A 12767-nucleotide genomic window follows, 5' to 3' on the forward strand; every position below is an offset into this window, starting at 1 on the left:
CGGTCTGTACTGCTGTGAACAGTCAGAAGCCGGCTTTAGGTCCCACCCACCCCTTCGAGTCCTACCATACAAGCCGGCTTGCCGGCGATTGGGCCGCAAAGCGGCCCGGCGATTTCAGGTACGAAAACGTGCCACCAGCCCATTCAAATCCACAGCCAGGCGCGACAGCTCGGCACTCGCCGCGCTGGTCTGGTGCGCGCCGGTTGCGCTCTGCACCGACAGGTCATTGATATTCACCAGGTTGCGGTCCACTTCCCGCGCCACTTGGGCCTGTTCTTCCGCCGCGCTGGCGATTACCAGGTTGCGTTCATTGATCTGCGCCACTGCCCCGGCAATGGTGTCCAGCGCCATGCCGGCACCCTTGGCGATGTTCAGCGTCGACTCGGCGCGTTCGGTGCTGGTGCGCATCGATTCGACCGCCTGTTCGGTGCCGCCTTGGATGCTGCCGATCATCCGTTCGATTTCGCTGGTCGACTGCTGGGTGCGGTGGGCCAGTGCGCGCACCTCGTCTGCCACCACGGCAAAGCCACGGCCTGCTTCACCCGCGCGGGCTGCCTCGATCGCGGCGTTGAGCGCCAGCAGGTTGGTCTGGTCGGCCAAGCCACGGATGACATCCAGTACCTTGCCGATGTCGCGCGACTGTTCGGCCAGGTGGGTGATCAGTTTGGCGGTAGCCTGCACATCACCGCTCATCCGCTCGATGGCACCCACGGTTTCCAGCACCAGGTCACGGCCGTCGCCGGTCGAGCGGCTGGCTTCGCTGGAGGCTTCTGAGGTGCTTACCGCGTTACGTGCCACTTCCTCGACGGCGCTGGTCATTTCGGTCACCGCCGTGGCGGCCTGCTCGATTTCGTTGTTCTGCTGTTGCAGGCCTCGCGCGCTCTCGTCGGTAACGGCGTTCAGCTCTTCTGCGGCCGACGCCAGCTGGGTAGCGGAGCCAGCAATCAGCTGCAGGGTGTCGCGCAATTTTTCCTGCATGCGCGCCATCGCGCGCAGCAGGCGCGCGGCCTCATCGGTGCCTTCGGCGCGGATGGTATGGGTCAGGTCACCGTCGGCAATCTGCTCGGCGGCTTTGAGGGCTTCGTCGATGGGCTTGACGATGCTGCGGGTCAGCAGCAACGCGCAGAGGAAGGTCAGCACGGCTGCGGCAATCAGCAGGCCGATCACCAACGCGAAGGCCGCGGCATACTGATTGGCAGCGGTTTCGTTGGTTGCGCGCGTCTGTTCTGTGTTGATGCGCACCAAGGTGTTCATGACTTTGTTGATCTGCTCGGAGTTGGCCAACAGGTCGCGGTTGAGCAGGCCACGCAGTTCGTCGGTGCGGTTGGCCTGGCTCATGCTGCGCATGCGTGCTTCCAGTTGGCGGTACTGGTTGAGCAGTTCGGTGTACTGGTCGAAGGCGGCCTGTTCGTCAGCCGCGCTGATCAGTGGCAGGTAGGCCTGGCGAGCGCGGTCGATCTCGGCGTTGCGCTGGTCCAGCAGGTTGAAGGTGTCGCGCTGGACTTCCGGTTCGCGGTTGAGCAGCAAGCGGTAGGAGAGGGTGCGCAGGCGCAGGTTGAGCGAGGTCAGTTCGTCCAGGGTCTTGATACTGGGCACGCTGATGTTTTCGATGGCAAGGCCCGCCTGGCGGATGTTGCCCATCTGCATGAGCGAGAAGACACCAAGGCCGAGCATGAGCAAGCCGATCAGGGCGAACCCGAGCAAGGCGCGCGGGGCGATATTCATGTTGCGTAGGGACATGGAAGGAGGAATCCAGACAGAGAAGTGGACGCGTTCCATGCGACGAAATATGACTTGCCTGGCTATCGGTCGTGACCGGCCAGTCTTGAGCGTGAACGGCGAAAGTTGTGAGCCAGCTATCCATTTACCTGACCAGCGGTTGACCCAGGTCGGAACAAGGGGCCCGATACCCTGTCAATCTGCGGGTTAGAAACCTTGAGAATCCGATATTTAATGGCGATGGCTCACACTTTTCTTTATCGTGTGCGCCCTTTGCAACAACCCGAGATAGACCCCATGCTGGAAGCCTCCCTGAATCAACTCGAGCAACTGGTCAGCGACCTGATGCAGAAAAACGCTCAACTCACCGAGCAGAACACCACCCTTGGCCAGGAACTGGCCCAGGCCAAGGAAGAGAACGAAACCCTGCAGCTGTCGCTGATGGAGCAGGAAGAGAAGCACGGCGCCACCGCCGCGCGCATCCAGGCGTTGGTTGAGCGCGCCAGTGCAGGTGTCGTCGGCGCATGAGACTGCAAGCGCAGCCGGTCAATGTCGTGTCGATCCTCGGCAACGACTATTCGATCAAGGCGCCCGAAGGCCAGGAAGAAACCCTGGCGCAGGCGGTACGCATGCTCAACACCGCCCTTGCCGAAACCAAACGTTCGTACCCGACCCTGATCGGCGACAAGCTGCTGGTGCTGGCCGCCCTGAATCTGTGTTCCAAGCAGGTTGAACTGCAGAAGGAACATCAGCAGACCCTGGAGCGTACCCAGGCGCAGATCGACGCCACGGTGGACGCGATCGTTCGGACCATCGCCGAACAGTAAGAGCCACCTTGAACGCTGTGGGGACGGGCTTGCCTGCCCCACCGCGTCTTCATCCTTGTTGCAGATCACTGGTACAACTGGATACCTGAGTGTATACACTTTCCCCCAAACAAAAATTCCTGGGGAGGAAGGGGCATGGGTATCTGGCGTCGAAGTATCCAGTGGCAGTTGATCGCGAGCATGGGCGCGGCCCTGCTGGCGAGCATCCTGGTGGTCGTGATCATTTTCACCGTGGCGCTCAACCGCCTCACCGATCGCTACCTGGTGGACACGGCGCTGCCGGCCAGCATCGAAGCCATCCGCAACGATATCGAGCGAATGCTTGGCCAGCCGCTGGTAGCCGCAGCCGACATCGCCGGCAACACGCTGCTGCGTGATTGGCTGGCAGATGGTGAAGACGCTGGCGAATTGCCGCGCTTTGTCGAATACCTGCAGGCCGCCAAGCAGCGCAACCAAGCCTTCACCACACTCTTCGCCTCGACCGAGACCGGCCACTACTACAACGAGAATGGCCTGGACCGCACCCTCAGCCGCGACAACCCCAAAGACAAGTGGTTTTACGGCTACATCGACAGCGGCGCCGAGCGCCTGATCAATATCGACATCGATGGTGCCACAGGCGAGCTGGCGCTGTTCATCGACTACCGCGTGGAAAAGGACGGCAAGCTGGTCGGTGTGGCCGGCATGGGCCTGCGCATGACCGAGCTGTCGAAACTGATCCACGACTTCAGCTTTGGCGAGCACGGCAAGGTGTTTCTGGTACGCAACGATGGCTTGATCCAGGTGCATCCGGACAATGCCTTCAGCGGCAAGCGACAGCTCGCGCAGCAGCTTGATGAAAAGGCCGCCAAGGCGGTGATCAGTGGTGAGCCGGGCTTGCGCACCAGCCGTTTCCAGCGTGATGGCGAAGACTATCTGGCCTTGGGCTTGCCCTTGCGCGACCTGAACTGGACCTTGGTTGCCGAGGTGCCGGAGGCAGAGATCTATGCGCAGATGCGTCAGGCGCTGTGGCTTACCACGTTGATCGGTGGGGGTGTGGCGCTGCTCTCGTTGTTGCTGGTGGTGCTGCTGGCGCGGGGGCTGGTGCGGCCTATTCGCCGTGTGACCGCCGCATTGGTGCAGATTGGCAGCGGTGCCGGTGACCTCAGCCATCGCCTGGACGATTCGCGGCAGGACGAACTGGGCGATCTGGCACGCGGCTTCAACCGTTTTCTCGACAGCCAGCGCGGGCTGATCGGCGAGGTGCTGCGCACCACCGAGCGCTTGCATCGGGCGGTCGAACAGGTGACTCAGGTAGTGGACAACACGGCCGAACGTTCCGGACGGCAGCAGGAAATGACCGAAATGGTTGCCACCGCCGTGCACGAAATGGGGCTGACCGTGCAGGACATTGCGCGCAACGCCGGCGATGCTGCACAGGCTTCGCAGTCAGCGCGCGAGGAAGCCTTGCAGGCGCGTGAGGTGGTGCGCCGGTCGATCCAGGGTATCGAGGGCATGTCGGGTGACATCGGCAAGGCTGCGGATGCGGTGGCGCAACTGGCCGACGAAGTCGCTTCTATCGATGAAGTATTGGCGGTGATCCGCAGCATTTCCGAACAGACCAACCTGCTGGCGCTCAATGCTGCCATCGAGGCGGCGCGGGCAGGGGAGATGGGGCGCGGCTTTGCCGTGGTGGCCGATGAGGTGCGGACGCTGGCGCGGCGTACCCAGGTGTCCACGGATGAAGTTCAGCAGATGATCCAGCGCCTCAAGCACGGGGCAGGTTCGGCGGTCACGTCGATGCAGGCGGGGCAGCAGGCGACGGGCAGTGGCGTGGAGTCGAGCCAGCGAACCGGGGCCTCGTTGGGGGCGATTACCGACCAGGTCGAGCACATCAGCGACATGAACCATCAGGTGGCCACGGCGACGGAAGAGCAGTCGGCGGTGACCGAGGAGATCAACCGGACGGTGCAGGGGATTTCTGACCTGGCCAGGGAAACGGCGGCGGAAGTGCAGGGGTGTCGCGAGGAGTGCCAGGCGTTGCGTGGGCTGGCCGATGATCTTGCGCGGCAGATGGGCGGGTTCAAACTTTAGATCGCTGGGGCCGCTTTGCGGCCCATTCGCGACACAAGGCCGCTCCTACAGACGATTGGAGCGGCCTTGCGTCGCGAAAGGAGGGCAAAGCCCTCCCGGCAAGCTGTCAGGCGATGATGATGTTGCGGATATCCGCCGCCAACTCGCGCACGCGTGCCTCTTCGGTATCCCAGGAGCACATGAACCGCGCCCCGCCACTGCCAATGAAGGTGTAGAACCGCCAGCCCTTGCCACGCAGTGCTTCCAGCGCCGGCTCCGGCATCTGCAGGAACACCCCGTTGGCCTCCACCGGGAACATCAGCTCCACCCCCGGCAGGTCACTCACCAACGAGGCCAGCAACTGCGCGCAATGGTTGGCGTGGTTGCCATGGCGCAGCCAGGCGCCGTCTTCCAGCAGCCCGACCCAGGGCGCCGACAGGAAGCGCATCTTCGAGGCCAGTTGCCCGGCCTGCTTGCAGCGGTAGTCGAAGTCTTCGGCCAGGTCGCGGTTGAAGAACAGGATCGCTTCACCCACCGCCATGCCGTTCTTGGTGCCGCCAAAGCACAGCACATCCACGCCCGCCTTCCAGGTCAGCTCGGCCGGGCTGCAGCCAAGGAATGCGCAGGCATTGGTGAACCGCGCGCCGTCCATGTGCAGGTTCAGGCCCAGCTCCTTGCAGGTGGCGCTGATCGCCTTGAGCTCATTGGGGCGGTACACGGTGCCCACTTCGGTGGCCTGGGTGAGGGTCACCACACGCGGCTTGGGGTAGTGGATGTCCTGGCGCTTGAGCGCCACTTCACGGATCGATTGCGGCGTCAGCTTGCCGTTGACGCTGGGCGCGGTGAGCAGCTTGGAGCCGTTGGAGAAAAACTCCGGCGCGCCACATTCGTCGGTCTCGACGTGGGCGGTCTCGGAGCAGATCACGCTGTGGTAGCTCTGGCACAGCGAGGCCAGGGCCAGCGAATTGGCGGCGGTGCCGTTGAAGGCGAAAAACACTTCGCAGTCGGTTTCGAACAGCTCGCGGAAGTACTGGGCGGCACGCTCGGTCCACTGGTCGTCGCCGTAGGCGCGGTCGTGGCCCATGTTGGCCTTTTCCATCGCTGCCCAGGCTTCGGGGCAGATACCGGAATAATTGTCGCTGGCGAATTGTTGGCTTTTATCTGTCATGACACGGTCCTGTGAACAACGCAGAACAGCACTCTAAACCATCGATTCAGCGGTTGCCTATGTAGGAGCGGCCTTGCGTCGCGAAAGGGTCGCGCAGCGGCCCCAAGCTTCAGCAGCGCTTGAGCAATGGCTGGGGTCGCGTCGCGACCCTTTCGCGACGCAAGGCCGCTCCTACAGGGATTTGAGCAACCGACGGGCGAATGTCGTAAACGCGCCATTGCAAGGCGTGCGCAGGCATCTGACCCACCCCGGCCAGTCATACCATCGCCATAAAGGGCCACAGTGCCTTACAGACAAGAAACGATCGCTGCCGGGAGAACCACGATGTTCAGCAAGCAAGACCAGATCCAGGGTTACGACGACGCACTGCTGGCGGCGATGAATGCCGAAGAACAGCGCCAGGAAGATCACATCGAGCTGATCGCCTCGGAGAACTACACCAGCAAGCGCGTCATGCAGGCCCAAGGCAGCGGCCTGACCAACAAGTACGCCGAAGGCTACCCAGGCAAGCGCTACTACGGTGGCTGCGAGCACGTAGACAAGGTCGAAGCGCTGGCCATCGAGCGCGCCAAGCAGCTGTTCGGCGCCGACTACGCCAACGTTCAGCCACACTCCGGCTCTTCGGCCAACAGCGCCGTGTACCTGGCCCTGCTGCAGGCCGGTGACACCATCCTGGGCATGAGCCTGGCCCACGGCGGCCACCTGACCCACGGCGCCAAAGTGTCGTCCTCGGGCAAGCTCTACAACGCCGTGCAGTACGGCATCAACACCGACACTGGCCTGATCGACTACGACGAAGTCGAGCGCCTGGCCGTCGAGCACAAGCCGAAGATGATCGTTGCCGGCTTCTCGGCCTATTCCAAGACCCTCGACTTCCCGCGTTTTCGCGCCATCGCCGACAAGGTCGGTGCGCTGCTGTTCGTCGACATGGCCCACGTTGCCGGCCTGGTTGCCGCTGGCCTGTACCCGAACCCGATCCCGTTCGCCGACGTGGTGACCACCACCACCCACAAGACCCTGCGCGGCCCACGTGGCGGCCTGATCCTGGCCAAGTCGAACGAAGAGATCGAGAAAAAGCTCAACGCCGCAGTATTCCCTGGCGCCCAGGGCGGCCCGCTGATGCACGTCATCGCCGCCAAGGCTGTGTGCTTCAAGGAAGCTCAGGAGCCTGAGTTCAAGAGCTACCAGAAGCAGGTCATCGACAACGCCCAGGCCATGGCCCAGGTGTTCATCGACCGCGGCTACGACGTGGTCTCCGGCGGTACCGACAACCACCTGTTCCTGGTCAGCCTGATCCGCCAGGGCCTGACCGGCAAAGATGCCGACGCTGCCCTGGGCCGCGCGCACATCACCGTCAACAAGAACGCCGTGCCGAACGACCCGCAGTCGCCGTTCGTCACTTCCGGCCTGCGCATCGGCACCCCGGCTGTCACCACCCGCGGCTTCAAGGTCGCCCAGTGTGTGGCCCTGGCCGGCTGGATCTGCGACATCCTCGACAACCTCGGTGACGCTGACGTCGAAGCCGATGTGGCGAAGAACGTTGCGGCCCTGTGCGCCGACTTCCCTGTTTACCGCTGAGTGGAGTAAACGACCATGCAACGCTACTCGGGCTTCGGCCTCTTCAAACACTCCCTCAGCCACCACGAGAACTGGCAGCGCATGTGGCGCACGCCGACCCCTAAAAAGGTCTACGACGTGGTCATCGTCGGCGGTGGCGGCCATGGCCTGGCCACGGCCTACTACCTGGCCAAGGAACACGGCATCACCAATGTCGCGGTGGTCGAGAAAGGTTACCTGGGCGGCGGCAACACCGCCCGTAACACCACCATCGTGCGTTCCAACTACCTGTGGGACGAGTCGGCGCAGCTGTACGAGCACGCCATGAAGCTGTGGGAGGGCCTGTCCCAGGACATCAACTACAACGTGATGTTCTCCCAGCGCGGCGTCTACAACCTGTGCCACACCCTGCAGGACATTCGTGACTCCGAGCGCCGCGTCAGCGCCAACCGCCTCAACGGCGTCGATGGCGAACTGCTCAACACTGCCCAGGTCGCGGCCGAAATCCCGTACCTGGACTGCTCGAAGAACACCCGTTACCCGATCCTCGGCGCTACCGTTCAGCGCCGTGGTGGCGTCGCCCGTCACGACGCCGTGGCCTGGGGTTACGCCCGTGCCGCCGACGCCCTGGGCGTGGACCTGATCCAGCAGACCGAAGTGATCGGTTTCCGTAAGGAAAACGGTGCAGTGATCGGTGTGGAAACCAACAAAGGTTTCATCGGCGCCAAGCGCGTCGGCGTGGTCACTGCCGGTAACTCCGGGCACATGGCCAGGCTGGCCGGCTTCCGCCTGCCGCTGGAATCGCACCCGCTGCAAGCACTGGTGTCCGAGCCGATCAAGCCGATCATCGACAGCGTGATCATGTCCAACGCCGTGCACGGCTACATCAGCCAGTCCGACAAGGGCGACCTGGTGATCGGCGCCGGTATCGACGGCTGGGTCGGCTACGGCCAGCGCGGTTCGTACCCGGTGATCGAGCACACCCTGCAGGCCATCGTCGAGATGTTCCCCAACCTCTCGCGCGTACGCATGAACCGCCAGTGGGGCGGCATCGTCGACACCTCGCCGGACGCCTGCCCGATCATCTCCAAGACCCCGGTCAAGAACATGTTCTTCAACTGCGGCTGGGGCACCGGCGGCTTCAAGGCGACCCCGGGCTCGGGCAACGTCTTCGCCGCCAGCCTGGCCAAAGGCGAGATGCACCCGCTGGCTGCGCCGTTCTCCATGGACCGTTTCTACAACGGCGCACTGATCGACGAACACGGCGCCGCCGCCGTCGCCCACTAACCGGAGACACCGTCATGTTGCATATTTTCTGTCCCCACTGCGGCGAGCTGCGCTCCGAAGAAGAGTTCCACGCCTCTGGCCAGGCGCACATCGCCCGCCCGCTGGACCCCAACGCCTGCTCCGACGAGGAGTGGGGCACCTACATGTTCTTCCGCGACAACCCGCGCGGTATTCACCATGAACTGTGGGACCACGTTGCCGGCTGCCGTCAGTACTTCAACGTCACCCGCGACACCGTGACCTACGAAATTCTGGAAACCTACAAGATCGGCGAGAAGCCGCAGGTGACCGCAGGCGGCAAGCAAAGCAGCGCACCGTCGACCGCCAAAGGCCAAGGGGAAAAAGTATGAGCCAGACCTATCGCCTCGCCAGCGGCGGCCGTATCGACCGCAGCAAGGTCCTGAACTTCACCTTCAACGGCAAGACCTACCAGGGTTATGCCGGTGACAGCCTGGCCGCCGCGCTGCTGGCCAACGGCGTCGACATCGTTGGCCGTAGCTTCAAGTACTCGCGCCCACGCGGCATCATCGCCGCCGGTACCGAAGAGCCGAACGCCATCTTGCAGATCGGCTCCAGCGAAGCCACGCAGATCCCCAACGTGCGCGCTACCCAGCAGGCGCTGTACGCAGGCCTTGTCGCCACCAGCACCAACGGCTGGCCGAACGTCAACAACGACGTCATGGGCATCCTCGGCAAGGTCGGCGGCAGCATGATGCCGCCGGGCTTCTACTACAAAACCTTCATGTACCCGAAATCGTTCTGGATGACTTACGAGAAGTACATCCGTAAGGCGGCAGGCCTTGGCCGTGCGCCGCTGCAGAACGACCCGGACAGCTACGACTACATGAACCAGCACTGCGATGTGCTGATCGTCGGCGCCGGCCCTGCAGGCCTGGCCGCTGCCCTGGCCGCTGCGCGCAGCGGTGCCCGGGTGATCCTGGCCGACGAACAGGAAGAGTTCGGTGGCAGCCTGCTCGACAGCCGCGAGACCCTCGACGGCAAACCGGCCGCTGACTGGGTCAACGCCGTGGTCAAAGAGCTGGAAAGCCTGCCGGAAGTGACCCTGCTGCCACGCGCCACGGTCAACGGTTACCACGACCACAACTTCCTGACCATTCACGAGCGCCTTACCGACCACCTCGGTGACCGCGCGCCGATCGGCCAGGTTCGCCACCGTGTGCACCGTGTACGTGCCAAGCGCGTTGTACTGGCCGCCGGCGCCCACGAGCGCCCGCTGGTGTACGGCAACAACGACGTGCCGGGCAACATGCTGGCCGGTGCTGTCTCCACTTATGTGCGCCGCTACGGCGTGGCGCCGGGCCGCAAGCTGGTGCTGTCGACCAACAACGACCATGCCTACCGCGCTGCGCTGGACTGGCATGACGCTGGCCTGCAGGTCGTCGCCATCGCCGACGCCCGCCACAACCCCCGTGGTTCGCTGGTTGAGGAAGCCCGTGCCAAAGGCATCCGCATCCTCACTTCCAGCGCTGTGATCGAGGCCAAAGGCAGCAAGCATGTCACCGGTGCCCGCGTGGCGGCCATCGATGTGCAGGCACACAAGGTCACCAGCCCAGGCGAAACCCTCGAATGCGACCTGATCGCAACCTCCGGCGGCTACAGCCCGATCGTCCACCTGGCCTCGCACTTGGGCGGTCGCCCGGTATGGCGTGACGATATCCTTGGCTTCGTGCCCGGTGATGCGCCGCAGAAGCGCGTGTGCGTGGGTGGCATCAACGGCGTGTATGCACTGGGCGATGTGATTGCCGATGGTTTCGAAGGCGGCGTGCGCGCCGCCACCGAAGCCGGCTTCAAGGCTACCACCGGCACGCTGCCAAAGACCGTTGCACGCAAGGAAGAGGCCACCGTGGCGCTGTTCCAGGTGCCGCACGACAAGGGCAGCAAGGGGCCGAAGCAGTTCGTCGACCAGCAGAACGATGTGACCGCCGCCGGTATCGAACTGGCCACCCGCGAAGGCTTCGAGTCGGTCGAGCACGTCAAGCGCTATACCGCGCTGGGCTTCGGTACCGACCAAGGCAAACTGGGCAACATCAACGGCCTGGCCATCGCCGCCCGTTCGATCGGTATCACCATTCCGGAAATGGGCACCACCATGTTCCGCCCCAACTACACGCCGGTGACTTTCGGTGCGGTAGCGGGCCGTCACTGTGGCCACCTGTTCGAGCCCGTGCGCTTCACTGCCCTGCATGCCTGGCACGTGAAGAACGGCGCCGAGTTCGAAGACGTCGGACAATGGAAGCGCCCTTGGTACTTCCCCAAGGCCGGTGAAGACATCCACGCCGCCGTGGCCCGTGAGTGCAAGGCCGTGCGCGACAGCGTGGGCCTGCTCGACGCCTCGACCCTGGGCAAGATCGATATCCAGGGCCCGGATGCCCGCGAGTTCCTCAACCGCATCTACAGCAACGCCTGGACCAAGCTCGATGTGGGCAAGGCCCGTTATGGCCTGATGTGCAAAGAAGACGGCATGGTCTTCGACGACGGCGTTACCGCCTGTGTCGGCGACAACCACTTCTACATGACCACCACTACCGGCGGCGCCGCACGCGTGCTGCAGTGGCTGGAGCTGTACCACCAGACCGAATGGCCAGAGATGAAGGTGTATTTCACCTCGGTTACCGACCACTGGGCCACGCTGACCCTGTCCGGCCCCAACAGCCGCAAGCTGCTCAGCGAGCTGACCGACGACATCGACCTGGACAAGGACGCCTTCCCGTTCATGACCTGGAAGGAAGGCACTGTCGGTGGCGTACCTGCCCGTGTGTTCCGTATTTCGTTCACCGGTGAGCTGTCGTACGAAGTCAACGTGCAGGCCAACTACGCCATGGGCGTGCTGGAAAAAGTCATCGAAGCCGGCAAGAAGTACAACCTGACCCCGTACGGCACCGAAACCATGCACGTACTGCGTGCCGAGAAGGGCTTCATCATCGTTGGCCAGGACACCGACGGCTCGATGACCCCGGACGACCTCAACATGAGCTGGTGCGTGGGCCGCAACAAACCGTTCTCGTGGATCGGCCTGCGTGGCATGAACCGCGAGGACTGTGTGCGGGAAAACCGCAAGCAACTGGTGGGCCTCAAGCCTGTGGACCCGACCAAGTGGCTGCCCGAAGGCGCCCAGTTGGTGTTCGACCCCAAGCAGCCGATCCCGATGGACATGGTCGGCCACGTCACCTCCAGCTACGCGGCCAACTCCCTGGGTTATTCGTTTGCCATGGGTGTGGTCAAAGGCGGCCTGAAACGCATGGGCGAGCGCGTTTATTCGCCGCAAGCCGATGGCAGCGTGATCGAGGCAGAAATCGTGTCTTCGGTGTTCTTCGACCCGAAGGGTGAGCGGCAGAACGTTTGACTCCGGGCCCTGTGACGAGCCGGCTGGCCCAATCGCCGGCAAGCCGGCTCCCACAGGATCGATGCAGTTGTGAAGGTAGGTGCGGTCCCTGTGGGAACCGGCAAACACACCCTGCAAGCTGCGTCGTATCGACGACCAAGAATTCAAGGCAGGTAAGAAATGAGCGCTATCAACGTCTTCCAGCAAAACCCCGGCGCCGACGCCAAAGCTCAGTCGCCGCTGCACCATGCCGACCTGGCCAGCCTGGTTGGCAAGGGCCGCAAGAACGCAGGCGTAACCCTGCGTGAAAAGAAATTCCTCGGCCACCTGACCCTTCGTGGCAACGGCCACGACCCGGAGTTCGCCGCAGGCGTGCACAAGGCCCTTGGCCTGGAGCTGCCAGTGGCCCTGACCGTGGTCGCCAACAGCGACATGTCGCTGCAGTGGCTCGGCCCTGATGAGTGGCTGCTGATCGTCCCTGGCGGCCAGGAGTTCGCCGTCGAGCAAAAGCTGCGCGCGGCCCTTGAAGGCCAGCACATCCAGGTGGTCAACGTCAGCGGCGGGCAAAGCCTGCTGGAGCTGCGCGGCCCGCACGTGCGCGAAGTGCTGATGAAGTCCACCAGCTATGATGTTCACCCGAACAACTTCCCGGTCGGCAAGGCGGTGGGTACCGTGTTCGCCAAGTCGCAGCTGGTGATCCGCCGCACGGCCGAGGACACCTGGGAGCTGGTGATTCGCCGCAGCTTCGCCGATTACTGGTGGCTGTGGCTGCAGGACGCTTCTGCCGAATACGGCCTGAGCATCGAAGCCTAAG

Annotated in this window: 10 protein-coding genes and 1 pseudogene; 9 read left to right on the forward strand and 2 right to left on the reverse strand. The window is 63.4% G+C overall.

Annotated features, from left to right (window positions below):
* Nucleotides 1-114: 114 nt before the first annotated feature.
* Complete coding sequence (locus tag EGJ09_RS19695; RefSeq protein ID WP_046787509.1) at nucleotides 115-1740, reverse strand: methyl-accepting chemotaxis protein; 1626 nt, start codon at nucleotides 1738-1740, stop codon at nucleotides 115-117.
* Between the two features lie 276 nt (nucleotides 1741-2016).
* Here EGJ09_RS19695 and EGJ09_RS19700 point away from each other — a divergent pair, with 276 nt between their 5' ends.
* The 4 genes and pseudogenes from EGJ09_RS19700 (at nucleotide 2017) to EGJ09_RS27070 (ending at nucleotide 4619) form a co-directional block, all read left to right on the forward strand.
* Nucleotides 2017-2247, forward strand: a complete 231-nt coding sequence (locus EGJ09_RS19700) for a hypothetical protein (RefSeq protein WP_012316647.1) — start codon at nucleotides 2017-2019, stop codon at nucleotides 2245-2247.
* The gene (locus EGJ09_RS19705) at nucleotides 2244-2546 is read left to right on the forward strand and encodes a cell division protein ZapA (protein ID WP_012316646.1); all 303 of its coding nucleotides are present in this window, start codon (nucleotides 2244-2246) and stop codon (nucleotides 2544-2546) included. Before EGJ09_RS19700 ends, EGJ09_RS19705 begins: the two co-directional genes overlap by 4 nt.
* A gap of 180 nt (nucleotides 2547-2726) precedes the next feature.
* Nucleotides 2727-3755: pseudogene (locus EGJ09_RS27065) on the forward strand (cache domain-containing protein); the annotation flags it as partial.
* 135 nt (nucleotides 3756-3890) lie between these two features.
* Entirely contained in the window at nucleotides 3891-4619 is a 729-nt protein-coding gene (locus EGJ09_RS27070) for a methyl-accepting chemotaxis protein (protein WP_371316863.1), read from the forward strand.
* A gap of 106 nt (nucleotides 4620-4725) precedes the next feature.
* Here the strand turns inward: EGJ09_RS27070 and EGJ09_RS19715 are convergent, their stop codons facing one another.
* Nucleotides 4726-5766 (reverse strand): low specificity L-threonine aldolase, encoded by a 1041-nt coding sequence (locus tag EGJ09_RS19715; RefSeq protein WP_125924596.1) that lies wholly within the window; start codon nucleotides 5764-5766, stop codon nucleotides 4726-4728.
* A 324-nt stretch (nucleotides 5767-6090) separates the two neighbouring features.
* On the opposite strand from EGJ09_RS19715, the gene EGJ09_RS19720 reads away from it, so the two are divergent.
* From EGJ09_RS19720 to EGJ09_RS19740, 5 genes are all read left to right on the forward strand, one after another.
* Nucleotides 6091-7344, forward strand: coding sequence for a serine hydroxymethyltransferase (locus EGJ09_RS19720; RefSeq protein ID WP_046787512.1), 1254 nt, complete (start codon nucleotides 6091-6093; stop codon nucleotides 7342-7344).
* 15 nt (nucleotides 7345-7359) lie between these two features.
* The gene (locus tag EGJ09_RS19725) at nucleotides 7360-8610 is read left to right on the forward strand and encodes a sarcosine oxidase subunit beta family protein (RefSeq protein WP_012316642.1); all 1251 of its coding nucleotides are present in this window, start codon (nucleotides 7360-7362) and stop codon (nucleotides 8608-8610) included.
* 14 nt (nucleotides 8611-8624) lie between these two features.
* Nucleotides 8625-8960, forward strand: coding sequence for a sarcosine oxidase subunit delta (locus EGJ09_RS19730; protein WP_046787513.1), 336 nt, complete (start codon nucleotides 8625-8627; stop codon nucleotides 8958-8960).
* Nucleotides 8957-11974, forward strand: a complete 3018-nt coding sequence (locus EGJ09_RS19735; RefSeq protein WP_119687904.1) for a sarcosine oxidase subunit alpha — start codon at nucleotides 8957-8959, stop codon at nucleotides 11972-11974. Before EGJ09_RS19730 ends, EGJ09_RS19735 begins: the two co-directional genes overlap by 4 nt.
* Nucleotides 11975-12133: 159 nt before the next feature.
* Complete coding sequence (locus EGJ09_RS19740; RefSeq protein WP_046787515.1) at nucleotides 12134-12766, forward strand: sarcosine oxidase subunit gamma; 633 nt, start codon at nucleotides 12134-12136, stop codon at nucleotides 12764-12766.
* The last annotated feature ends 1 nt before the right edge of the window (nucleotide 12767 follow it).

The sequence above is a fragment of the Pseudomonas sp. p106 genome (assembly GCF_003936645.1).
In the GTDB taxonomy this organism is placed as follows: Bacteria; Pseudomonadota; Gammaproteobacteria; order Pseudomonadales; family Pseudomonadaceae; genus Aquipseudomonas; species Aquipseudomonas putida_E.

Bases quoted from the DNA above. Each gene is read 5' to 3' on its own strand.
- EGJ09_RS19740 (WP_046787515.1), top strand. From the start codon at position 12,134: ATGAGCGCTATCAACGTCTTCCAGCAAAACCCCGGCGCCGACGCCAAA.
- EGJ09_RS19695 (WP_046787509.1), bottom strand. From the start codon at position 1,740: ATGTCCCTACGCAACATGAATATCGCCCCGCGCGCCTTGCTCGGGTTC.
- EGJ09_RS19705 (WP_012316646.1), top strand. From the start codon at position 2,244: ATGAGACTGCAAGCGCAGCCGGTCAATGTCGTGTCGATCCTCGGCAAC.
- EGJ09_RS19700 (WP_012316647.1), top strand. From the start codon at position 2,017: ATGCTGGAAGCCTCCCTGAATCAACTCGAGCAACTGGTCAGCGACCTG.
- EGJ09_RS27070 (WP_371316863.1), top strand. From the start codon at position 3,891: ATGGTTGCCACCGCCGTGCACGAAATGGGGCTGACCGTGCAGGACATT.
- EGJ09_RS19725 (WP_012316642.1), top strand. From the start codon at position 7,360: ATGCAACGCTACTCGGGCTTCGGCCTCTTCAAACACTCCCTCAGCCAC.
- EGJ09_RS19715 (WP_125924596.1), bottom strand. From the start codon at position 5,766: ATGACAGATAAAAGCCAACAATTCGCCAGCGACAATTATTCCGGTATC.
- EGJ09_RS19730 (WP_046787513.1), top strand. From the start codon at position 8,625: ATGTTGCATATTTTCTGTCCCCACTGCGGCGAGCTGCGCTCCGAAGAA.
- EGJ09_RS19735 (WP_119687904.1), top strand. From the start codon at position 8,957: ATGAGCCAGACCTATCGCCTCGCCAGCGGCGGCCGTATCGACCGCAGC.
- EGJ09_RS19720 (WP_046787512.1), top strand. From the start codon at position 6,091: ATGTTCAGCAAGCAAGACCAGATCCAGGGTTACGACGACGCACTGCTG.